Below are 23,031 nucleotides of genomic sequence, written 5' to 3'. Positions count from 1 at the left end.
TTTATAAAAGAAAAAAAATACCTACAAATAGGTATTTAGTAAAATAATCCAAAACCTTAAAACACTTTAATTTTAAGAAAATCAATAGTTTACTTTTTTATCTTTTCCATTACTAACTTCATCTACCTTTATTGAGGCTAATAAATAAAACATGTTTGCAATTTGGCATTGCTTAAAAAATATTATGTAAAATAGAAATAAAAATTAAATGGATTTTAGATTAAAATAAACGTAATTTCTTAATAAAATACAAAAATTAAGCATTAGCTAAAGTACAAATTTTAATAAGATTTTAATTAAAAATCTAAAAATCAATTGTCTATAAAAAAATCAGAATTGTTAATAAAAATTGTGAATAAAATTTTGATAACTATATTCGTTCCCTAACTTTGTTACTATGAAAATCGAAACTTACATAGGACAGTTATTGTATCGTTATCAGTGTGTAACGGTTCCGGGATTTGGTGCATTTTTAACTGAAATTCAATCAGCACAGCTGAATGAAAACACGAATTCGTTTAATCCTCCTAAAAAATTGATTTCTTTCAACAGCCATTTAAAAAACAATGATGGTTTGCTTGCAAATCATATAGCAAATGCTGAAAAAACATCTTATGGTTTTGCCGTAAGTGCAATCGCATTTGAGGTTTTAAGCTGGCAAAAAACGCTCGAAGAAGATGGCACGATTAGCTTAAAAAATATTGGTGAAATTCGTTTGAATTCTGAAAAAAACATCATTTTCACACCAAATGACCAAACCAATTATTTAGCAAGTTCTTTTGGATTAAGTCCGTTTATTTCTCCTCTTATCAAGAAAGAAGTTTTAGAAAGAAAATTAGACGAAGTTTCACAAAAAGAAACCATAGCACTTTATGAAGATGAAGAAACAAGATCTTCAAATCCTTTCTTGAAATATGCTGCTATTTTTATTTTAGGACTTGGTATTACAGGAAGCATTGGATATCCTTTGTATCAAAATCAAATTGATTCAAAAACTTTAGTTGTTGAAAGTGCTGTTCAGAAAAAAGTTGAAAACAAGATTCAGGAGGCTACATTCTTCATTCAGAATCCATTGCCAGCGGTTACACTTTCTGTTGACTCTGCAAAAGTTGAATCTCCAGAAGCTAAACTGATGCCTTATCATATTATGGCCGGAGCATTCAGAAGTGAAGCAAATGCTAAAAAAGCTTACGATCAGTTAATCAAAGATGGTTATCAGGCTCGTATGCTCGGCGAAAACAAACACGGCTTATTCCCTGTTTTATATGGAAGTTACGCTACTATGGCCGAAGCTACAAAAGCGCAAAAAGAAATTCAAAAAGGCGAAAATCCAGATGCCTGGATATTAGTCGAAAACTTATAAAACTTAAAAATCCGATTCAATTGAATCGGATTTTTTTTTTGGCTTATTCTAGTGTTTTAAAACTCTCAAGTGATATTCCCTATTTAGTTCATCTCATAATTTAGCTTCCTCACTAAATTTAGAAAAAGATGAAAAAATTTAAAATTATAGTATTGACAATTCTTCTGATGAATAGCTCTTATTTCTTTGCGCAAGAGACAAATACATATAAAAAAACACAGGAAGCGGAACAAAGAAAATTAGAAAACGATTTTAAAAATACTAGCGCTAAAAATCACAAAGCATTAGATACAAAAATTACAGAATTAAAAAGCAAATTAAAAGAAATCGAATTAAAAAAGAAAAATCTGGTTAAATCTGAAGATAATTTGAAATCAACAACAAATAAAATCGAAAAGCTTCAGGCAACAAATCAAAAACTAGAAAATAAAATTACCACGACAAGCATATCTGAAGAAGAAACGCAAAAAATGCGCATAAAAACGAAAGAAAACGAGGTTACTATTCAAAAACTAAAATTAACGCAAATAACACAGCAAAAAGACCTCGAAAAAGTCATGTCAACGCTATAAACAGAAAGCCTATTCGATTTGAATAGGCTTTCTGTTTATCGTGAAACAATTTTAGCATCTTGAAGAAGTATTTTTTTGCTGCCCTGATATATCGTAAATCTGGCCGGAGGCGAATTTTTTTCGCCCAAAATTATAATTGCACATTCGTAAGTATACTTATCATTTGCAAATTCATATTGATGATTGCCACCAATACCTTCGACAATAAGTTTGCCCTTATAAAGAATCATATCAGGCTTTTCACTCATCTTTTTTCCAATTGCCCACGATGCAAAACGATAGTTATTTTTTCCGAGATCATCGATTCTGATGATAAATTTAGCCGTTTCTAAGATGCATATCGGAGTCTGGAAATAATTAATACTTGCATCTAAATCATTTTTCTGCTCGGCAATAAGTTTCTTTCTGAGATCGATTTCAAATTTCGACAAATAATTAACTGCCGTCAGGCGTCCATCTACGTCGAGCCAAATACTTCCCTTATTAAGCATTATGCCTCGCAAACCCATATCATACCAATTTTTTTCAGGATTCGATTTTATGATTTCATCTTTGAAATTAGCATCAAAAACTTCATCATATCGCTTTATGAAATCTGCTTTATCGATTATATCAGGTATTGGATATTCCCTATTCAGTGGGTAAACAACCTGATCCGCCAATGCTTCTTTTTTGTTGTCTTTTATGTTTTCAATAAAACGCTTTGCAAATATCTGGTACTCTGAACTTGCCTCTTGGGCAGATACATTATTACAGATCAGAATCGATAGAATTACAAATAAATAGCTTCTTTTCATCTTAAAAATATTTTTAATTAAAAACTAACTATCACAAAAACAATCAAATATAATCAAATTAAATTTAGTTCGTATTGAGGCTTAAAGCCATCGCTAATTTGTTTATCGTGAAATACTTCTCTAGGGGTAAATTTTAAGAATTGCTTTTATTTTAAATTCTATTTTACATAATGTTTTTTGTGGAAATTCTAAATTTCTCTATTGAAATCAGTTTATACTAGCTTTGAACATTTTAAGTTCATCCCAGGTAAATTCATCGCCATATTTTTCTTTTAGAGGCGCCAAAGATTCTTCTTGATAAAATTCAAAAGCATCACGAAGCGCCAAAATTTTATCATCTGAAAGTACATCAACAATATCAACTTTTTTCGCCTGAATCAGTTTTATCAAATGGGTTTCGACCGTTTGTACCGTCAATTTTCTGATACGCGCAATATCTTCAACAGAATTTTTCTCAATCCAGAGATCGAACGTTTCTTCAACAGTTGTCTTTTTTACAGCTTTTTCAGCCGTTTTATCCGCTTTTTTATAAGAATAACGCGTAACAGGCTCATCAACCTGAAACATGTCCGTATTTGCTATTTTAAACTCTTCTCTAATTTTAGAAATTTTATCCGTTTTATAATTCTTAATCGTCGGAGAAGTCAAACTTTCTTTGCTGATTGTTTCACGGGAAACCACAATTTCGACAAGCAATTTTGCTTTCATTAAACGCAAAACCGCTTTAGTTTGTAAATCGTCCAAAACAGACAATTCTTCGTAAAATTCCTTTACTTTTTTAAATTTCTGAATTTCAGCCATTTTACTCAAAAGATCCGTAACCAGTTTATCCATCGGTTTAAAAAAGTAATCGTATGCCGCTTCTACCCTTTCTTTCACAAAAACTAAATCAACAGTTTCATTGCTGAAAATTTTATTAAGCTGATTAATGAATTTCTGGGAAGGATCTACAAGCGCTTCAATCGAATCCAAACGTTTATGTGCCCACACTGAATGCTTCGATTTTTCTGATCCTGTCGCATTTTCGTTATAACTAAAACGATGATTGCGCCATTCCTGCGCTAAATCTGTCCAGTTAAAACTGTTAATCAAATAGTTATGAATAAAATTCTTAGTTTCAAAATGCAGTGAATTTTTCAAATCATCTTCAGTCGCTTTATTCAAAGCATAATCCATAACATCCTGATCATTCGAAAGACCATTCATCTGCATCGAAGAAAGTAAAATTAGCCCATTTAAGGACGTTAAACGCGAAAGTGCAACATATGCTTGTCCGGGCAGAAAAACTTGCGATACATCAAGTGCTGCTTTCTCAAAAGTTAAACCTTGGCTTTTGTGAACCGTAATTGCCCAAGCTAACTTCAACGGATAATGCGCAAACGTACCCAAAACTTCTTCTTCAATCTCTTTGGTGAGCTCGTTTACTTTGTAGCGGATGTTTTTCCACTCGTATTTTTCGACTTCAATGGTTTTGTTTTCTTCTGGAAAATGCACAAAGATTTCTTCTGGAGAAAGCGATTTTATCACGCCCATTTTTCCATTAAAATATCGCTTTTCAAAAGATAAATCATTCTTCACAAACATAACCTGAGCGCCTACCTTCAACTTCAAATTTTCTTCAACCGGAAAAATTTTCTCTGGAAAATCGTGAACTACAAATGGCTGATACGAAAATTCATTTCCCGGCAAATCATTGATTGCCTGTTCATTGATTGCATCGGCTTTTGCATTATGTGTGGTTAAAGTTATATAACCCGGATTCATTTTTAAATCGAAATCGGGTTTCACATATTGGTTTAAAACTTCAATATCTTCTTTTGTGATTTGATTGTTTCGAAGATTATTCAAAACCGAAATAAAAACATCGTCACTCTGACGGTAAATCTTAGATAATTCGATATATATCGGTGGATTCTGCTGAATTACATGCGAATGAAAAAAGAATTTTCCCTTATAATAATTTCGCAATGTGCGCCATTCTTCATCTCGAATTACGGGCGGAAGTTGTAATAAATCTCCAATAAAAAGCACTTGAACACCGCCAAAAGCACGCGTATTTCTTCGAACTGTCTGCATCATAAAATCGATAGCATCCAGCAAATCGGCACGAAGCATACTTACTTCATCAATAACCAGCAGCTCCATATTTCGAATAACGTTACGCTTGACATTGTTCATTTTGAAATGTCTTCGCAACGATTCTTTGTTCTCAAATTTCACTGTTTCTGTAAACTGTGAACTCTCTTCATAAGTGGGGATAAAAGCAGAAAAAGGCAACTGAAACATCGAATGAATCGTAACGCCACCTGCATTTAAAGCTGCGATACCAGTTGGCGCCACAACGACAGTATTTTTGTGTGTTGTTGCAATGATTTCACGCAATAAAGTAGTTTTCCCTGTACCGGCTTTACCAGTAAGAAATATTGATTTTTGCGTTTGATTTATGAATTGTAAGGTGTAAGCTGCAGCTTCTGAAACGTTTTGCATTAAGCGGGTATTAAACGTCAAAAATATCGCATTTTTATAAAAGAAAAAAACCTAAATCAATTACTGATTTAGGTTTTTCATAAAATTTAGTTAGTTTGGTAGTTTATTTTTTTGCCTCTTCACCATCTTTTGCAGCAGCTTTTCCATCAGTTTTTGGAGTCGCTTTGTACTTCTCATTCAATTCTTTAATGATATCTTTTGTGATATCAAATTTATCTTCTGCATATAAAATTGATGCAGCATCACCTGTACCATAAATGTATGCGTAACCATTCTTTTTACCGTAATCTTTGATGAATTTTTTAACACCACTGATTAAAGAATCCATTTCTACACCGCTTTCTTGCTGTAATTGCTGTGATAAAGCTTGTTGAGCATAACCCAATTGTTGCTCTCTTTTTTGCAATTCAGCTCCTCTCTGTTGTGCCCATTGCTGACCATTTGCCTGCGCCTGGCTTTGAAAATTAGCAGCGTCTTGTTTAAAACGAGTAATTTCAGCTTGTAGTTGTCTCCCTTTTTCTTCTGCCTGAGCTTTGTATTTAGCTTCAAGGTCTTTTGCTTCAGTGTATTCTTTCATTAAAACTGAAGTATCTACGTAAGCTGTTTTTACTTCCTTAACTTCCGCTGTTTTATTACAAGAAACAGCCAAAATTGAAAGTCCGATAATTACTAATGCTTTTTTCATTTCTAAATTTCTATTTTTTTTATTGGTATGAAAGACAAAAATATAAAAAAATAAATAGCACCAACATAAAGTTTAAAAAATGCTAAAAATTTATGATATTAGTTTTCTTTATGGCATAAAAGGGTTTCATAAAATATCATTATTAAAAGTGACTTCCATAGCTTTAGTCTAAGATATACTTTCAAAAAAGACAACACAAAGCCTCGTTTTACCTATAAAAACGCCTTAAATGCGCTTATTTTAAGTTTTACTCCTTTTTAAGCGTATAATCCATCTCTAAACTTTTTTAAATTTTCTGTTTCTAAAAATCGATGAAAAAATGGCGCAATAAATGTTTATTTTAAAATTTCGTTTTTTTTGAAAATTGAAACGAAATTTTTTTTGAAACTTTTTTGGATTTTCATTTTTTTAGAAAAAATCACAAAGCAAAAAAAATCCGAAATTTTTTGCCTGATTAAATCCAAAATTTAAAATTGAAAAAAAAAAGAAAAAATCCCAAAAATTGTAGTGATTTTAAGGTATTAGTTTTCTTTATGGACGAAAAAAAAGCTATAAAATATCACTATCAAAAGTGACTTTCATAGCTTTTATTAGAGCCGTTTTCTCAAAAAAGACAATACAAACCCTCGTTTTACCTAAGAAAACGCTTTAAACGCGCTTATTTTGCGTTTTAGTTATTTTTTAGGACGTAAATGTGCGATGAATACTCTTTTGTTGAGGACGCTTTTAAATTTGATCGTAAACCGATAAAAAATGCTTTTATAAAATTCATTTTTCCGGTTTTGTATTTTTCAGAAAGAAGACTCACATAAAATGAATCAAATTTCATTGGAAGTACTTTTTTTAATTTCATGTCCACTTTTTCAAAAAGCATTTTGATGGCTTTTTTTGAAAAATGCCAAAAATGAATTGGCACATCAAAAGCTGCCCAAAATTCTCCATAATGTTTTGCGTCGAACGATTTGAAATTTGGAACCGCAATAATTAATGTTCCAGTTGGTTTTAATAAACGTTTCAATTCCTGAATTTGAAGTTCTAAATTTGGAACGTGTTCCAAAACGTGCCACATCGTAATTACGTCAAAAGAATTATTTTCAAGTTCACTTATTTCTTCAACAAATGAAATTCCTTTTTGCTTTGCGATATTTTTTGCTCGGTCGCTTGGTTCAACTCCAATTACATTCCAACCGTCATTTTTTGCCGTTAACAAAAAATCACCAGTTCCGGCACCGATGTCTAAAATTTTTCCTTTTTGAGATTGTTCCGAATTAATTAAATTCAGTTTGTTTTTTAAAGCGATGCTTTTTACGAAATGATATGCTTTTTCAAAAACAGAACGTTTGTTATCTGTATGCGAAATATAATCTTCGCTTTCGTAATATCTTCCTAAATTTTCTAAATCTGGTTGCGGGGATGTAATCAGCATATCCAAATTTTCATCATGATATAATTCGAAAATTTCTTTCGAAACAGAATGGTCTTTTACGGTAAGAAAATGTTTTTTGTTTAAAACGTCCATTTTTTAATTAATAGTTATTTAATAGAATTCGGGTTTGAATTTATTCAGAATTGAACAAAAATTCATCTGAACATTTATTTTATTATTTTCAATCAAATCGTAAAAAGATGGACAACTGTCCATCTCTACGATTTTAAATATTTTATTTCGAAATAATCCAACGCACTACTTTTTAAAAAGTTTCACGTGGAACAATTTATTTTTGTTTCAGGTATCAAGTTTCACGTGGAACGAAAAACAAATAAAAACAAGTTTCAGATTCCAACAAAACTTGAAACCTGAAACTTGAAACATTTATTTTATCTTCCCATATAAATCAAAAGCACGGAAATATCACTTGGTGAAACTCCGCTAATTCTTGAAGCTTGAGAAATTGTCACAGGACGAATTTTGCTTAATTTTTGTTTCGCTTCAATTGACATGGATTTGATTTTATTGTAATCGAAATTCTCTGGAATTTTTACTTCTTCTAAACGATTTAGTTTATCAGCATTATTTCTTTCCTTTTCGATATAGCCAGAATATTTAACTTGGATTACCGCTTGTTCAACAATTTCTTCATCCAAATTATTTTCTTTGATATATGCTTCCACTTTTTCAAATTTCAACATATCTTCCAATTCGATCTGCGGACGAGAAAAAACTTTAAACATTTTATCTCCTTGAGAAATTGGTGCCGATTCTTTCGCTTCCAAAATTGGATTTGTTTCAGCAACCGTTACACTAGTTTCTCTAAAAAAAGAAACCATCTTTTCAGACTCATTTAATTTGTGTTCCATTCTTCTCATTCTTGCTTCAGAAGCCAAACCAATTTCGAATGACATTGGCGTCAATCTAAAGTCGGCATTATCTTGTCGCAACAATGTTCTATATTCTGCTCTTGATGTAAACATACGATATGGTTCTTCCGTTCCTTTCGTAATCAAGTCGTCAATCAAAACTCCAATATACGCTTCATCACGTTTCAAAATTAACGGCGCTTTTTCGTGCACTTTAAAATGCGCATTTATTCCGGCCATCAAACCTTGCGAAGCTGCTTCTTCATATCCTGTCGTTCCATTAATTTGTCCGGCAAAATATAATCCTTCAACTAACTTCGTTTCCAAAGTATGTTTCAATTGCGTTGGCGGAAAATAATCATATTCGATTGCGTAACCTGGACGAAGAAATTTTACATTTTCAAAACCTGCAACTGTACGCAAAGCTTTAAATTGAATATCCTCTGGAAGTGAAGTCGAAAATCCATTCACATAAACTTCACAAGTTTTCCATCCTTCCGGCTCAACAAAAAGTTGGTGACGTTCTTTATCTGCAAAACGATTAATCTTATCTTCAATTGATGGACAATATCTCGGACCTATACTTTTAATTCTACCGTTGAACATTGGCGAACGATCAAAACCAGATCTCAAAATATCATGAACATCCAACGACGTGTATGTCATGTGACAAGATCTTTGATGCGTTAACGGAACCGTCAAATCCGAATAAGAAAACTTATCCGGTTTTGCATCTCCTTTTTCTTCATTCATTTTCGAATAATCCAAAGAGCGTCCATCAACTCGTGGTGGCGTTCCTGTTTTCATTCTTCCAGCTTCGAATCCGGCTTTCACTAAATCTTCGGTAATTCCAGTTGCAGCACTTTCGCCTGCTCTTCCTCCACCGAATTGTTTTTCTCCGATATGAATTAATCCATTCAAAAAAGTTCCGTTTGTCAACACAACCGATTTAGATCGAATTTCAATTCCAAGCGAAGTTCTAATTCCTTTTATCTTTCCGTTCTCGATAATCAGACCCTTTACCATTTCTTGGTAAAAATCTAAATTTGGAGTTCCCTCCAACATCATCCTCCATTCTTCTGCAAAACGCATTCGATCACTTTGAACTCTCGGCGACCACATTGCTGGTCCTTTTGATTTGTTCAACATCTTAAACTGGATTGCAGTTCGATCTGAAACAATTCCAGAGTAACCTCCAAGCGCATCGATCTCACGAACAATTTGTCCTTTTGCAATTCCTCCCATGGCAGGATTACAAGACATCTGAGCTATGTTCTGCAAACTCATTGTAACCAATAAAGTTTTGGATCCTAAATTTGCGGCCGCTGCCGCGGCTTCAGATCCTGCATGACCAGCACCAACTACAATAACATCGTATTCTTCTAAAAACATTTTGTTTTACTATTCTCTGGAAACCGTTTAAGGCAGTTCTCAGAATTAACTTTATTTTTCTTTTGTTCCACGTGGAACGGTTTTATTTTGATTTCAGGTTTCAGGTTTCAAGTTCTAAAACCAAACTTAAAAGTTCCACATGGAACACTTACAACTTCTTCCAAAATCAAATATTCAATGTTTCACGTGAAACATTTTATTTCATCTTTCCCTTTTAAATAAACTTCACGTATTCCACGTGAAACAACTTATTAAATTTAAATCATCTTTCATGTTCCACGTGGAACGAAATCTTAAAATTCAAATTCAAAAATTATAAACGTTTCACGTGGAACACAAAATACTTTTCTTTAAAAAACATGTTCCACGTGAAACATGTTACGCTATTTATTTAGATGTTTAATTACTGTTTCACGTGAAACATCGCGATCTTTTCATCTTCTTTTGAACGCATCATTTCTGCATCTACATCACTTTTGTCTTTGTATCCGCAGTAGTGTAATATACCGTGAGCAAGTACACGTTTCAATTCTTCTTCAAAAGAAACATTAAAATCTTTTGCGTTGTCTTCTACTCTTTCTACAGAAACAAAAATATCTCCGTTCAATTCGTTGCCAACAGTATAATCAAAACTGATAATATCTGTTAGTGTATCGTGGTTTAAATACTCTACATTTATTTTATGCAAGTATTCATCATCACAAAAAATATAATTTATTTCTCCCTCATTCTTCTTTTCAGAAACAATAACTGCGCTTAACCAATCTGTAAAAGCTTGTTCGTTGTCTAAAGAAAATTCAGTTTCGTAATTAAAGTTTATCATTTTGTATTAAAATATTCTTGAACCTTTTGATTAAAATTCGAGCGCAAAGGTAGCGATTGTCTATTTAAAATTTCTACACTATTTAAATAATCAGTTAATGAGCTTGGTAAAGCATTTGAACGATTAGGAAATTCTGTCTTATTTGTTTCAGATTGACGCTTCGTATCTTGACCTTGTTGCTGAACTGCATTGTTTAATTTTAGCAATTCTTGTTGAATATTTAAAATTCTTTGAAGGTTCTCATTCTTAAAACCTTTATTTAAAATCTGTTTTTCTGAAGCTTTCATTTGTTCGATTGCAGATCTTCCTTGTGCGTCTAAACCTTTTTTAGCTAATTCATTTTGCAATGCTTCACGTAGTTTGACTTGCTCTTTATATATCTCCATTATTTTTTCAGCATCGCCTTCTCCATCTTCACCTTCATTTCCGTCTTTTCCTTTTCCTCCTTCTTTTCCACCTTGACCATTTTTACCCTGTCCATTCTTTCCATCTTTTCCATTTCCATCTTTCCCTTGCTGACCATCTTGACTTGGTTTGCTCTCTCCACTTTTTCCTTGTTGGCCACTTCCTTGCTTATCACCAGGCTTCATTCCCTCCTTCATTTTATCAGCCAGACCTTTTTGTTTTTGGATAATATCTGGTAATTGCATTCCTTGTCCGTCACCTGGTTTTGGTTTTCCAGCTCCAGGATTAGCCATTGACATTTGCATATTATTTAAAAGATCACTTAGAAAGTCTGCTAATTTATTTGCTGATGAAACTGCATATTGCTGATGTGATACTCCTTTTGGGATTTGAACATCGGTTAAAACTTCGATTGCTTTATCCATATTATATTGTACGTTTCCAATTTCCTTGGTTACATCTTCTGCAATTTTTGGATTTCTAAGAGACATTGCAAACAAACTATCATCGACATGACGGAACTGTTGTTTTAAATTCTGCTGAATTTTTATGTTCTTCGTATAAGCAGAAGAACCTAATTTCATCGATTTAAATTGTTTCATAACATCTTCTTGAGACAATGAAAAAGCTAAAAGGTTATCCAAAATTTGACGAAGCATTGCAACATCTTCTTCCAATTGTTCCTGGTCGCCGGCTTCCATATTAGATTCCATTTGTTGTGCCATGCTCTTCATTTTCTTAGAAGCACTTTTCTGTTTTGGCTTAGCCGAAGAAGTATTCTTTTTACTCAATTCTTCAGAAGCTTTATTCAAATCGTTCTCTACATCTTTTTCTTTTGAAGCATCTTTCGGAATATCTAAAGGAGATTTTAAAGTATTGTTTTCCTCTTTCAAATCTTTAAGATCTTCCTGAATTTTATCAAATGTTTTATTGATTTCGTCTTGCTTCTCTTTTGTATTTTCTTTGTCTTTATCTGATAACTGTTCTTGTTGTTCTGACAGTTTATTTAATTTTTCAGCAACTTGTCCTGCTTTCTTTTCTACATAAAAACGTTTCGTTAATTCAACTAATTGTTCTAAATTACGAGATTGGTTTTTACTGATTTGTTTGAATTTTTCCATCTTATCAAACAACTCATCGCTGTTTAATTTATCATTTAAATTCTTTAATTCGTCTAGTAACTTCTGATTCTTTTCTAAATCTTTCTCGGCATTGTCTAAACGCTTTTGTAAATCTTCGGCAGTTTTATCTTTTTTCTCAGCGCTGTATTTATCTAAATTCTTATTCATCTTTTCAGTAAACTGTTTCATCAATTCGTCTTGTTGTTTCTGACGTTTGATAAAATCATTTACTTTTTGCTGGTCTTTAAATTCTAAATTATCTTTTTCTTTTCCGGTATTTTTCAGTTTATCCATTTCAGAAAATTGCTTTTCCTGATTCTTTAATGACTTCGACAAACTATTAATATTCGCATTTTGTTGTTGCAATTCTGCATCATGAATTTCATCTGTTGTCGCAACACGATCTGAAAATGTAGAAGACTTTGTACTCTTAAATCCGTGTGGTGCATCATTATCAAAAACCTCAAAATAGTATTCATAAGATACTCCTTCTTCTACTGGAAGATTACTCGGAAAGTTAAAAACAAACTGGTCGAATACTGCTTGCTTAACAGGAATGGTTCCGCGCTTTGCAGTTTGTAGTTTGTTTTTTTCATAATAAACAACTTGTAATTTTGACAAACCGTAGTCATCTCCTAACCTTCCAAGAACATAATTCTTATCTAATTTCAAACTATCCGGAGCAGGCGAAACTGAAATTGTTGGATGCTGATCTTTGATAACCGAAAGCTGATAATCTAATTTTTCGTAGTTCTTAACTTTATTGTTTGAAGTTAAAATTTGATATTCTGTATTTTGATTAATGCTTTTTGATAACTTAAATTCATCTTCTATTTTATTAAATTTAGATGCTGAGTTCTCATCTTTCCAAACAATTTCCTGAGTTGACTTTGTAGACATTTTCCATGTTACAGATGTACCTTCAGGAACGATTGCATTTCCAGTTCCCTGAATGGTTTCTGATTTCTTTTTTAGATAAGAAGGAAAATTCAAAACCATTTCGAAGTTGGCAATTGATGGAACTGTAATAACTTTTAATTCATATTCATTTGATGAAACTGAATTTCCTTCTAAAGAAAACTGAACATCTGAAGTTGGTTTTTCAATCTTGAATTCGAACTTTCCTGTTTGAGAAGATTCCATAAAATAACTTTCGTTACCAATATGGATCATCACATTTTCTGGAACAACCTTTCCTTCAGTTTCAACTTTTACAATAAAATCTTTGTTTTGTTCTGTCTGTAAATTGTCATTTAAAACCACAAATTTGAAAGGTGCCGGTGGTAAAAACGAAGCATTAAAATGCACTACTCTATTAAAACTTTGAGAAATGATATTGCTGTTTCCAGAAACAAAAAAGACTGCAAACAATAAAACCGGAATTAAAGCTAATGGCAAATACTTTTTATTTGATTTATAATTGATGGCATTTCCAAACGGAATTGGTTGCAATGAATTTGCCTTTTGTTCAATTGAAGCCAACATTAATTCTGAACTTTCTGCTGAATTTTCGTTTGAAGAAAGCTGTAAAAAGTTCGTTAGTTTATCACTTACTTCTGTAAAATGATTTCCAATAATAGCCGAAGCCTGATTATAATCGATTCCTTTTTGAAGTTTGAACAACTTGAAAATTGGAAATAAGATAAATCGAAACAACAGAAAAACTTCTACTCCAATAAATATCCAGAATAAAAGTGTTCTTCCTAATGGTTTTAGCCAAAGAAAATACTCAATGAAAAGTGTAAAAAGAAAATACAAAAGTCCGAAACCAATAAAAAGAAGCCCTCCTTTTATCAATTCATTCATGTAATATTTCTTTATAAATCCTTCTAACTTCTGATATATTGCAGATGATGTTTTCAAAATAAAATCTCTTTTAATTATAACCTATAAAAGTAGTAATTTTAATTAGATAATGATCAATGAGAAAATTAGTCAATTAAGCTACAAACAAGGCATTATCTAATTAAACTCATTTTCTAATTCTCTAATTAGAATCGTATCTTTGCATCAAAATTATAAACAAATGTCAAAGCAAGTTCGAGTGCGTTTTGCACCAAGTCCGACTGGACCATTACATATTGGCGGAGTTCGTACTGCCCTATTTAATTATTTATTTGCAAAAAAACATAACGGTGTTTTTTATCTGAGAATTGAAGATACAGATCAAACACGTTTTGTTCCAGGTGCCGAAGAATATATTATGGAAGCTTTGGAATGGTTAGGAATTTCTCCTGAAGAAACAGTTGGAAAAAATGAAAAATTTGGTCCGTACAGACAAAGTGATCGTAAGGAATTATATCAATCTTATGCTGATCAACTAATCAATTCTGGTTGGGCATATTATGCTTTTGATACTCCGGAAGCTCTTGATGCACATAGAAAACAACACGAAGCTGAAGGAAAAACTTTTATATACAATCATCATAACCGTGAAAAATTAGATACATCTTTAGTAATTTCTGCTGACGAAGTTTCTAAAAGAATTGCAAATGGAGAACATTATGTGATTCGTTTTAAAACTCCAGTTGATGAAACTTTACATTTAAAAGATATCATTCGTGGTGATGTAAAATTTGAAACGAATCTACTTGATGATAAAGTTCTTTTCAAAAGTGACGGAATGCCAACTTACCATTTAGCTAATATTGTTGATGATCATTTAATGGAAACTTCACACGTAATTCGTGGTGAAGAATGGTTGCCATCAATGCCACTTCACGTTTTATTATACAGAGCTTTTGGTTGGGATGCGCCAGAATTTGCACATTTACCTTTGATTTTGAAACCAATTGGAAATGGAAAATTATCTAAAAGAGATGGTGATAAATTAGGATTTCCTGTGTTTCCATTAGAATGGAAAACTGAAGAAGGTATTTCATCTGGTTACAGAGAGAAAGGATTTTTCCCGGAAGCGGTTGTAAACTTCCTTGCTTTGTTAGGTTGGAATGATGGAACTGATAAAGAATTATTTTCTTTAGAAGAATTAGTTGAAGCTTTTGACTTAAACAGAGTTCATAAAGCGGGAGCAAAATTTGATCCGGAGAAAAACAAATGGTTCAATCACCAATACTTAATCAAACAAAATGATGCAGATTTAGCGAAAGACTTCTCTACTATTTTGGCTGAAAAAGGCATTGATGTTTCTAAATATGACATTACAAGAATCGTTTCATTGATTAAAGAAAGAGCAAATTTCGTTTCAGATTTTTGGGATTTAACTGATTTCTTTTTCCAGGCACCAACATCTTATGATGAAAAAGCAAGCAAAAACTGGAAGGAAGAAACTCCGGCTTTGATGCAGGAATTGATTTCAACTCTTGAATATATTGATGGTTTTGATTCGGCAAATATCGAAGCAATCGTAAAAGATTGGTTGACTAAAAATGAAATTGGAATGGGTAAAGTAATGCAACCTTTCCGTCTAAGTTTGGTTGGAGCTTTGAAAGGTCCTCACCTATTTGACATTGTTGAAATCATTGGAAAACAAGAAACTATTTCGAGAATTCAGAAAGCAATAGCAACTTTATAAAAAAATTTACCATTAAGATATTAAGTTAATTAAGCTTTACTTAATGGTAAAAAATATAATATTTTAAGTTCATAAAGCCAAACTTAATTCTCTTGACAAAGCTTGAACTTAATTAACTTAATACCTTAATGGTAAAAAAAGCAAACGCTAAGAAACATCTAATAAATGTTCTTAGCGTTTTTTTAATGTTTTAAAATTTTCTTTTAGAAGAATTTTCGTAATTTACCAAGATCAAAAATCTAAATTAATTATCACCATGGGTACAGCATTTATTATTCTAATAGTCTTCGGATTATTTATTTTACTGTCGTCTTTCTTTACTGTAAAACAACAAACAAGTGTTATCGTAGAACGCTTTGGAAAATTTACAAGTGTTAGAAATTCGGGTTTACAATTAAAAATTCCAATAATTGATAGAATTGCAGGTCGTGTAAATCTGAAAATTCAACAATTAGATGTTCTTATTGAAACACAAACTAAAGACAATGTCTTTATCAAAATGAAAGTTTCTGTTCAGTTTAAAGTAATACAGGAACATGTATATGAAGCTTTTTACAAACTAGAATATCCACATGATCAAATTACTGCTTATGTATTTGACGTTGTTCGTGCCGAAGTTCCTAAATTAATCCTGGATGATGTGTTTGTTCGTAAAGATGATATTGCAATTGCAGTAAAACGAGAATTGAACGAAGCGATGACAACTTATGGTTATGACATCATCAATACACTTGTAACAGATATTGATCCAGATATTCAGGTAAAAAATGCAATGAACAGAATCAATGCAGCCGAAAGAGAAAAAACAGCAGCAATGTTTGAATCTGAAGCACAACGAATTAGAATTGTAGCCAAAGCAAAAGCTGAAGCCGAAAGTAAAAAACTTCAAGGTCAAGGTATTGCCGATCAACGTAGAGAAATCGCACGTGGATTAGTAGAAAGTGTTGAAGTTTTAAACCATGTTGGAATCAATTCACAGGAAGCATCTGCATTGATCGTAATTACACAACATTATGATACACTACAAGCTATTGGAGCTGATACAAATTCAAATTTGATATTATTACCAAACTCTCCACAAGCTGCAAGTGATATGTTAAATAGTATGGTAACTAGTTTTTCAGCTTCAAATATAATTGGAGAAGAGATGAAAAGACAACCTAGAAAAGTTAAAAAAACAAACAATTCTGATATAAACTACAATCCATCAGATACTTCAGAGCCAACAGAAACAGCTCAATAAATAATGTTAAAATAAAAAAAGAGGCTTAATTGCCTCTTTTTTTATTCATAAACCAATTGATAACAAAAGGTATTATTGACTGTAAAATTTTCGGATACGATTTTTTAAAGTAATCTGTGTAAGAAGAAACAAAACCATTTACAATTTTTTGCGGTGTTATGCTCTCTTTTGTTTTTTGAATACTTAAAACTAATTTCTGATAATTGATCTCTTTTTCTAATTTTAAAATTTCCAGATCTCTGTCAAGTTCTGCGTACGATGAGTATTTTTTCCTTTCCATAATTCTTAATCATTAAAAAAGATTTCTGAAAATTTCTCCAAAATTGGTCCTTCCACAAACTTGTCTTTTACAAAGAAAAGTAAAATTGTAAAAAATAAATAGATCCCTCCTACTGTCAAAAATCCCAGGGCATTACTTTCAAACAAACTTCCAAAAGCATACGCTGCAGCAAAAGATCCAAAAATTAAAACCATTGTAAAACAAACCAAAATCAAAGTAAACTTAAAAATTAAAGTGGTTGATTTCATTGCCACTTTAAAACCCCAAAGTTTATAATAAGCCAAATGACTTTCAATATATTCTTTAGCCTGATCCTGAATATTTTCAGTATTTTCTTTTAATTCTTCAAAAGCCATAATTCTGATTTTAAATAAAAAAACACATTACTGTTGATCAAATATAAACAAGTAATGTGTTTTTAGAATAATATTATTTTTGAAGTTTAGCGTTCTGAGCTTTTAAATCAGCCAATTTAGATTCTAAAAAAGAAATTACTTCTTCTGTTTTGTAACTCATATTTGAAAGTAACTCGTCGTAAGTTCCATCAAGATTCTTTTTTGCATGCGTAAATTTTTCACGAAGTACTTCAGAACTTGCAGAAAGTGAATCCTTTAAATTATGTGTAGCATCATCAATACCTTCTTTTAATTTTGCACGAGTTTTTGATCCTTTGTCTGGAGCAAATAAAATTCCGATTGCTGCACCAGCAGCAGCAGCAGCTAAAATTGCGGCTGCAGTATTTAAGTTCTTTGACATAATATTAAAATTTAAATGAGTAATAAAGGTAAACTTTTTTAAAATATAAATTACTGAATAAATGGTATTTACATAAATTTAACAATATAATTAATACATATAAGCAACAGCTTCGTATTTACCATCTGACTTTTGAATATAACTCACAAAAGGATAACCATTTGTAGCAGATTGAGTTTTGATTCTCATTGCTGTATGATTTTGATTTGCAATTGGCGGTTCACCTTTTGTCCTTGTCGAAACTCCAGAAAAATTAGCAGCTTGTTTTAATCCTATTGTCTTTTCTTGAGGCAAAACAGTTACCATTTTGTAATCATCTTTTGAATCAACAACTATTTTATCAGAGATTTTTTGAGTTTGATTGGTTTGTTTATTCGTAATTTTTGCAACTGCATATTTACTGATCTTCACCTCTTCTGTACTTCCGTTCAGTGAATAATAAATTAAACCATTTTCATTTTTAATGAAATTAACATCAAGTTGTTCACCATTGTGTTTTGTAATTTGATGTGTTTGAGAAATTGCAATATTTGCAAATAACATTGCTAGCGTAAAATATAAAATTTTCATGATTATTAGATTTAAATTAAAAATGATCAGATTTGAAATTTAAAAACTAAAGCTTCACACAAATTCAATGTTATGGAATTTTGTACATTATGAAATAATTTGAAAAATACCTTTTACGCGAAATATTATCAAAATTACATCACAATAAAAATGAGAACATAAAATTGTCTTTTCAAGAAATCAATATTGAAAATCTACTGCAGTAAAAATTATAAATTTTTAAAACCAATAAATTTCAGTTTCGTTTCTATAACGGCAAATTTTAATTTTTATAAAAATCATCTCTGATTTTTAGTATTGAGATAAAAATACCAACTTTATAAACAATTGTATGTTAACAACCCGTTAAACTGACAAAAATGATAGTAAAAACTTAAATTAAAGCCAAAAATAAACAATAATTTAAAAAACGAGTTATCTATCCAACCTTTAAAAATATTCGCTTAAAATCAATTTATGAAGGTTGATTTCAATCTAAATAAATTATTAAAATATATTTTTTAATAGTTTTTATAAATAATAATAAAAATCAATTAAATATATAATTATATAGAAATAATTAATAATAATAAAAACGATGCATTTTCATTTTTTAATCTTAAAAATCTAGAAAAATGGGTCAAAAAAAGCAAAACTTAAAATAAAGAGTTTTAAAAAAACATTTCTAAAAAAAGGATTCAAGAGATGGACAAAATTAAAAAATGCCTTAAAATTAATTTATGAAAGTCAATTTTAATCTATAAAAATTATTAAAATTTAGATTTCAATAGTTAATCTATATAATAAAAAAAAGCGCTTATAAAAGCGCTTTTAATAAATTTAGTTGATATTATTTCTTCACCATCTCAGAAAGAATTTCTATTTCTCTTTCCGAAGCATTTTTTGGTGGATTTGAATTTAATTTTAAAATTTCGTCAGAAAATTGATTTCTCAAACTTTCACTTTCAATATCTCTTAAATTCAAAAGTGCTTTTGATCGAACATAAGTTGATTCACTTTTTAACGACATTGAATATAATTTCTTAATATCCTCTTCTTCAAAATCTGTAGATTTCCAGTTTGAATACTTCAAAATAAACTGAGAAAACAACAACGAAGCCTTATTATTGTTGATATTCTTCTTCAAAGAATTCTGTAAAAGTGAAAAACTAGAGATATTTTTGATGTTCTCCCCTATTGCACTTTCAATTGCAATACGTTCTGGTTTTGTCTCAACTTTAAAATATTTGTTGATATCTTTCAAAGAATTATTGATGCTGTTTTCTTCTTTTTTACCTTTTTCTTCCCAGGCATCTTTCAATCCAACAGTTTTATTAAATACTAATTTTGAAGCAGTTGAGTCTTTATCAACAGTAAAATAACCTAAACGTTGAAACTGGAATTTATCCTCATTTTGAGCTGTTGATAAACTTGGTTCAACATATCCAGTCACAATTTCTAACGAATTTGGATTCACAAAATCTAAGAAATTTTTCTCTTTATAACTGTCCGGAGCTTCATCTGTAAACAAACGATCGTATAAACGAACTTCTGCTTCCAAGGCATGTTTAATAGAAACCCAGTGTAATGTTCCAGACACTTTTCTTTGGCTTGCTTCTGTCCCACTTCCACTCAAAGAATCTGTATCATATGTCACATGAATTTCTGTAATATTTCCTTCAGAATCTTTTATAACCGATTCACCTTTAATGATATAAGCATTTTTAAGACGAACTTCTTTTCCTAGAGTCAAACGAAAATATTTTGCCGGAGCATCTTCCAAAAAGTCCTCTCTTTCAATGTATAATTCACGAGAAAATGGTACTTTTCTGAAACCAGCACTTTCATCTTCCTGGTTATTTTCAGCTTCTAACCACTCCTCTTTTCCTTCTGGATAATTTGTAATTACCAATTTTACAGGATCTAAAACAGCCATTACACGAGGTGCAATTTTGTTCAAATCTTCACGAATACAGAATTCTAAAACGGATACATTGATTAAATTATCACGTTTTGCAATACCAATTGTATTAGCAAAATTACGCAAAGATGCAGCTGTATAACCACGTCTTCTTAATCCGGAAATGGTAGACATTCTTGGATCATCCCAACCGTTAACATGCTTTTCCTTAACAAGTTGCTGTAATTTTCTTTTACTAACAACAGTATGTGATAAGTTACGTCTCGCAAATTCTCTTTGCTTTGGACGTAGTTTATTTTCATCTAAAATTTGATCTAAAAACCAATCGTATAATTCACGGTGAGGCAAAAATTCAAGTGTACAAAATGAATGTGAAATCGCTTCTAAATAATCACTTTGTCCATGTGCCCAATCATACATTGGATAAATTTTCCAGCTATCTCCAGTTCTATGGTGATGTTTGTGTAAAATTCTGTACATAATTGGATCACGCATCAACATATTTGTTGATTTCATGTCAATTTTAGCACGAAGAATATGCGTACCAGCCTCAAATTCACCATTTTTCATTCTTTCGAATAAATCTAGATTTTCTTCAACTGAACGATTTCTATATGGACTGTCAGTTCCTGTAGTTGTTGGCGTTCCTTTTTGAGTTGCCATTTCTTCAGAAGATTGACTGTCAACATACGCTTTATCTTTTTTAATTAATAAAACAGCCCAATCATATAATTGTTGAAAATAATCTGATGCATAACGTTCTTCTGCCCAAGTATAACCTAGCCATTCAACATCTTTTTTAATAGCATCAACAAATTCCTGTTCTTCTTTTTCAGGATTAGTATCGTCAAAACGTAAATTTACAGGTGACTGATAGTCAATTCCTAAACCAAAATTTAAAGCAATAGAACTTGCATGACCAATATGTAAATAACCATTTGGTTCTGGTGGAAAACGAAAATGAAGTTTAGTTTGTGAAAGACCTGATTTTAAATCTTCCTCTATGATTTGTTCAATAAAATTGAGTGATTTCTCTTCTGATGCCATTATTTTATAGTAATTTTAGCAAAGATAAAAAAAAGGTTTCAGGTTTCAGGTTTAAAGTTATTTAACTAGCGTAAAACCTGAAACTTTAAACGTGAAACAATATAAAAATGGGAGTTATAAAACTAAAAAACATTCGTACTTTTTCTTACCACGGATGTTTAATTGAAGAAGGAAAAATTGGATCTGATTATACTGTCGATCTAAAAATTAAAACAAATCTTCAGAAATCAGCCGAAACAGATCATCTTTTAGACACTGTTGATTATGTTCATTTGAATAAAATTGTTGCCGAAGAAATGGCAATTCGTTCCCATTTATTGGAACATGTGGCCAAAAGAATCAATATTCGCGTACTTGCAGAGATAGAAACGGTAGAAAAAACAACAGTTTGGGTTTCAAAAGTAAATCCACCTATTGGCGGTGATGTTGAATCAGTTACAATAAAAATGACGGAAATTAGAAAGTAATTTTTCAAATTAAAAATCTAAAATTTTAAAATACTTCATTCGAAACTTTTGAAATTTAAAGATTTTAGTTACTTTTGCCATCCGTTCAAGCAATGGCGTCGTGGCCGAGCGGCTAGGCTGGGCTCTGCAAAAGCTCCTACTCCGGTTCGAATCCGGACGATGCCTCAAAACCTTCAAAGCAATTTGAAGGTTTTTTTTATGTTTAATTTTTAGAAAAAATTAGATACAGATTTACGTTCGAATCCGGATGATGCCTCTAAAACTTTCAAAGCAATTTGAAGGTTTTTTTATGTTTAATTTTTAGAAAAAATTAGATACAGATTTACGTTCGAATCCGGACGATGTCTCTAAAACTTCAAAGCAATTTGAAGTTTTTTTTATGTTTAAACTTTCCACGATCTTGTCATTTCGAGGAACGAGAAATCTTCACGAGAAGCTCTACAAAGATTGGATAATTATTACGGAGTTACTTGCTAAGATTTCTCATTCCTCGAAATGACAAACTGTATATAATAACTTTGCAAAAATTTAAAAACCAACAATTATAAACACAAAAAAACCTCTGAAATTCAGAGGTTTAATTTTATATTTTTGAGTTATCAACAACTACTTCTTTTCTATTCTTTCAAAAGCGTTTTTAACCATTTCTTTTTCTTTCGGAAACCAACCTTGAATTACTAAAGCAAATCCGAAAACCATTAAAACAATACTAATTCCCTTTTTGATTTTAAGGATATTCGTTGGAGTCATTTTTGATTTTAACTGTTTGGCTAATAAAATTTTACCACAATCAATTAATAAATAAGTAATGATTACAGAAGTAAAAAATGTCATCATTCTTGAAGTTTGCATATCTAATTTTGGTCCGACAGAAATAATAACGGCAAGCCAAAAACCAAGAACACCAATGTTGATAACATTGAGTAAAAAGCCTTTTACAAACAAACTTCCATAATTTCTTTTCAAGATATCGCGATCAATTTCTTCATCGTTGATTTTTTCTTCTTTTTTTAATTTTACAAAAGAAATTATACCATAGGCAAGCATTATTATACCACCAAAAATAAACAATGCAGGATCATCTTTTAAACTGGAAATCAGTCTGTAACTTCCTAAATAAGCAATAGCTATAAAAAAAACATCACCTAAAACAACTCCAAAATCAAAAGCTATTGCAGCTCTAAATCCTTTTGTAATGCTGGTTTCTAATAAAACAAAAAATACCGGACCTACCATAAAGCTCAGAACAAGTCCCCATGGCAGTCCAGCCAGAATATCATTTATCATCAAAAA

At 31.2% G+C, this 23,031-nt stretch carries 18 protein-coding genes and 1 tRNA gene; 6 read left to right on the top strand and 13 right to left on the bottom strand.

Going from position 1 to position 23,031, the window contains the following annotated elements:
* Positions 1 to 397: 397 nt before the first annotated feature.
* Together GQ47_RS07240 and GQ47_RS07235 are read left to right on the top strand one after the other, a co-directional pair.
* The gene (locus tag GQ47_RS07240; RefSeq protein WP_035646730.1) at positions 398 to 1,363 is read left to right on the top strand and encodes an HU domain-containing protein; all 966 of its coding nucleotides are present in this window, start codon (positions 398 to 400) and stop codon (positions 1,361 to 1,363) included.
* Positions 1,364 to 1,491: 128 nt separating this feature from the next.
* A complete protein-coding gene (locus tag GQ47_RS07235) occupies positions 1,492 to 1,935 on the top strand; it encodes a hypothetical protein (protein ID WP_035646729.1) in 444 nt (147 codons plus the stop codon).
* 35 nt (positions 1,936 to 1,970) lie between these two features.
* On the opposite strand, the gene GQ47_RS07230 is transcribed toward GQ47_RS07235, so the two are convergent.
* The 7 genes from GQ47_RS07230 to GQ47_RS07200 form a co-directional block, all read right to left on the bottom strand.
* Positions 1,971 to 2,732, bottom strand: coding sequence for a hypothetical protein (locus GQ47_RS07230; RefSeq protein ID WP_035646726.1), 762 nt, complete (start codon positions 2,730 to 2,732; stop codon positions 1,971 to 1,973).
* 207 nt (positions 2,733 to 2,939) lie between these two features.
* Positions 2,940 to 5,219 carry a helix-turn-helix domain-containing protein gene (locus tag GQ47_RS07225; protein WP_035646723.1) on the bottom strand — a complete coding sequence of 760 codons (2,280 nt, stop codon included), beginning with the start codon at positions 5,217 to 5,219 and terminating at the stop codon, positions 2,940 to 2,942.
* A gap of 103 nt (positions 5,220 to 5,322) precedes the next feature.
* Positions 5,323 to 5,904, bottom strand: a complete 582-nt coding sequence (locus tag GQ47_RS07220) for an OmpH/Skp family outer membrane protein (protein WP_035646720.1) — start codon at positions 5,902 to 5,904, stop codon at positions 5,323 to 5,325.
* 670 nt (positions 5,905 to 6,574) lie between these two features.
* Positions 6,575 to 7,423 carry a class I SAM-dependent methyltransferase gene (locus GQ47_RS07215; RefSeq protein WP_035646717.1) on the bottom strand — a complete coding sequence of 283 codons (849 nt, stop codon included), beginning with the start codon at positions 7,421 to 7,423 and terminating at the stop codon, positions 6,575 to 6,577.
* A 299-nt stretch (positions 7,424 to 7,722) separates the two neighbouring features.
* Complete coding sequence (mnmG, locus tag GQ47_RS07210) at positions 7,723 to 9,594, bottom strand: tRNA uridine-5-carboxymethylaminomethyl(34) synthesis enzyme MnmG (protein WP_035646715.1); 1,872 nt, start codon at positions 9,592 to 9,594, stop codon at positions 7,723 to 7,725.
* A gap of 403 nt (positions 9,595 to 9,997) precedes the next feature.
* On the bottom strand, positions 9,998 to 10,417 hold the full coding sequence (ybeY, locus tag GQ47_RS07205; RefSeq protein ID WP_035646712.1) for an rRNA maturation RNase YbeY: 420 nt from the start codon (positions 10,415 to 10,417) through the stop codon (positions 9,998 to 10,000).
* Complete coding sequence (locus tag GQ47_RS07200; protein ID WP_035646709.1) at positions 10,414 to 13,806, bottom strand: O-antigen polymerase; 3,393 nt, start codon at positions 13,804 to 13,806, stop codon at positions 10,414 to 10,416. Before GQ47_RS07200 ends, ybeY begins: the two co-directional genes overlap by 4 nt.
* A 163-nt stretch (positions 13,807 to 13,969) precedes the next feature.
* Between GQ47_RS07200 and gltX the strand changes: the two genes are divergently transcribed.
* Together gltX and GQ47_RS07190 are read left to right on the top strand one after the other, a co-directional pair.
* Positions 13,970 to 15,475, top strand: a complete 1,506-nt coding sequence (gene gltX / locus GQ47_RS07195; protein WP_035646706.1) for a glutamate--tRNA ligase — start codon at positions 13,970 to 13,972, stop codon at positions 15,473 to 15,475.
* A gap of 256 nt (positions 15,476 to 15,731) precedes the next feature.
* Positions 15,732 to 16,718 (top strand): SPFH domain-containing protein, encoded by a 987-nt coding sequence (locus GQ47_RS07190; RefSeq protein WP_035646704.1) that lies wholly within the window; start codon positions 15,732 to 15,734, stop codon positions 16,716 to 16,718.
* Positions 16,719 to 16,743: 25 nt separating this feature from the next.
* Here GQ47_RS07190 and GQ47_RS07185 read toward each other — a convergent pair whose 3' ends face one another.
* From GQ47_RS07185 to GQ47_RS07165, 5 genes are all read right to left on the bottom strand, one after another.
* Positions 16,744 to 16,998 carry a DUF6327 family protein gene (locus GQ47_RS07185; RefSeq protein WP_035646701.1) on the bottom strand — a complete coding sequence of 85 codons (255 nt, stop codon included), beginning with the start codon at positions 16,996 to 16,998 and terminating at the stop codon, positions 16,744 to 16,746.
* A gap of 5 nt (positions 16,999 to 17,003) precedes the next feature.
* Positions 17,004 to 17,354 (bottom strand): hypothetical protein, encoded by a 351-nt coding sequence (locus GQ47_RS07180; RefSeq protein ID WP_035646698.1) that lies wholly within the window; start codon positions 17,352 to 17,354, stop codon positions 17,004 to 17,006.
* 73 nt (positions 17,355 to 17,427) lie between these two features.
* Positions 17,428 to 17,754, bottom strand: a complete 327-nt coding sequence (locus tag GQ47_RS07175) for a YtxH domain-containing protein (protein WP_035646694.1) — start codon at positions 17,752 to 17,754, stop codon at positions 17,428 to 17,430.
* A 90-nt stretch (positions 17,755 to 17,844) separates the two neighbouring features.
* Positions 17,845 to 18,324 carry a hypothetical protein gene (locus GQ47_RS07170; RefSeq protein ID WP_035646692.1) on the bottom strand — a complete coding sequence of 160 codons (480 nt, stop codon included), beginning with the start codon at positions 18,322 to 18,324 and terminating at the stop codon, positions 17,845 to 17,847.
* A gap of 829 nt (positions 18,325 to 19,153) precedes the next feature.
* A complete protein-coding gene (locus GQ47_RS07165) occupies positions 19,154 to 21,271 on the bottom strand; it encodes a glutamine--tRNA ligase/YqeY domain fusion protein (RefSeq protein WP_035646690.1) in 2,118 nt (705 codons plus the stop codon).
* Between the two features lie 107 nt (positions 21,272 to 21,378).
* Between GQ47_RS07165 and folB the strand changes: the two genes are divergently transcribed.
* Entirely contained in the window at positions 21,379 to 21,738 is a 360-nt protein-coding gene (gene folB, locus GQ47_RS07160) for a dihydroneopterin aldolase (protein WP_035646687.1), read from the top strand.
* 94 nt (positions 21,739 to 21,832) lie between these two features.
* Positions 21,833 to 21,903 (top strand) — tRNA-Cys (locus GQ47_RS23430).
* Between the two features lie 441 nt (positions 21,904 to 22,344).
* Here the strand turns inward: GQ47_RS23430 and GQ47_RS07155 are convergent.
* Positions 22,345 to 23,025 carry a LysE family translocator gene (locus GQ47_RS07155; RefSeq protein WP_035646684.1) on the bottom strand — a complete coding sequence of 227 codons (681 nt, stop codon included), beginning with the start codon at positions 23,023 to 23,025 and terminating at the stop codon, positions 22,345 to 22,347.
* Between the last annotated feature and the right edge of the window lie 6 nt (positions 23,026 to 23,031).

Origin of the sequence: Flavobacterium sp. ASV13 (genome assembly GCF_000745775.1) — a bacterium.
Lineage (GTDB): Bacteria > Bacteroidota > Bacteroidia > Flavobacteriales > Flavobacteriaceae > Flavobacterium.
The sequence above is the reverse complement of the archived record's forward strand: the minus strand, read 5'-3'. Positions and strand labels throughout refer to the sequence as shown.